This window comes from Bradyrhizobium sp. MI1.3 (genome assembly GCF_055811695.1).
Genome location: NZ_JBVVPQ010000198.1, coordinates 1 through 1,391, shown reverse-complemented (window position 1 = coordinate 1,391; position 1,391 = coordinate 1). Strand labels below are relative to the sequence as shown.

1 protein-coding gene is annotated in these 1,391 nt (G+C 59.2%); it reads left to right on the top strand.

Annotated features, from left to right (window positions below):
* The coding region (locus AC0L3A_RS40595; RefSeq protein WP_473256565.1) for an IS110 family RNA-guided transposase at positions 1-1,007 on the top strand (1,007 nt) is incomplete at its 5' end.
* Positions 1,008-1,391: the final 384 nt, after the last annotated feature.

Below are 1,391 nucleotides of genomic sequence, written 5' to 3'. Positions count from 1 at the left end.
TGTCGCTTGAAGAAACCAAAGCTTGTGTAGTCGATGAAGCCGGTAGGACGCTTTGGCGAGGATGTTGCGCGTCGACGCCTGACGAGATTGAGCAGGTTGTCTGCAAGCATGCGCCAAATGCTGTGCGCGTTGGCCTCGAGACCGGCATGCTTTCCGTCTGGCTCTTCCACGAGCTGAAGAAGCGCCGAATTCCAGTTATTTGCATCGACGCCCGCCATGCCAAGGCGGCCTTGTCGCTCCAGATTAACAAAACGGACGCCAACGACGCGCATGGAATCGCCCAGGTGGTTCGCGTCGGCTGGTTTCGGCAGGTGCTGGTCAAGAGTATGGATACCTATGCGGTCCGCGCCATGATCAGCGCCCGCGCGCAGCTCGTTAGCACGGCCCTGAAGATCAAGAATACCGTCCGCGGACTGCTGAAGACCTTCGGCATGATCCTCAAGATCGGAAGTCAACGGCGTTACATTGGGATCGTTCGCGCTGCGATCCAAGACAATCCGGTACTGCTGACGATCGTCGAACCAATGCTGATTGCGCTGAAAACCTTGCAAGACCAAATCACTGTTTTCGATTGTGCGCTGTGCCGTCGCGCATCCGCCGATCCGATCGCCAAACGCCTCATGAGTGCCCCTGGCGTCGGCGTGATCGTTGCGCTCTCGTACATAAGCACGGTCGAAGATCCACACCGGTTTAGACGTTCGCGGACTGTTGCCGCATATCTTGGGCTGACACCGCGCAGGTTCCAGTCGGGAGAAACCGATAGAGCTGGAGGTATCTCGCGTGCTGGTGACCCAGCTATGCGAACCTTGCTTTATGAGGCTGCTTGCGTTGTGTTGCGCCGCTGCTCCCGACCTTCCCCACTCCAGCAATGGGGACGCGCATTGATCGAACGATTGGGAAGCAAACGGGCAATGGTCGCGGTGGCAAGGAAACTGGCGGTCATATTGCATCACATGTGGCGTGACGGGACGGCGTTCCAGTGGAGTCCCCACACCGCGATCACCTAATCGGTACAACCAACATGGAGATCCGCTGTCTGCGATAGCGGTAAGAGGTCCCTGCCGGGACGAGCGCCGGCGACCGCGCCATTCCTCCTGCGGCTGCAGAGATGCAGACCGCGCTCGGGACATAGCGGCGCCGACCTCCTGACGCATAAATGCAGCTGTAAAACCAATCAGACTGCGAAGAGAACCGTGGACTCGGCAGCGACTGACGGTATGGCCAGCGGTGTTGTGGCATAGGGTCGAAACTGGCTGAACAGTGTGTTCGCTTGGCACAGCAAGCTCAAGCCTGGCGCTTTGCGCCCCCGCCTCCGGCGGCTTCGGGCTTGACCTCGCCGTTCCAAGCGAACCTTCGCTCGCCATCGCTTCGACGGACAAGACCAGCACTCT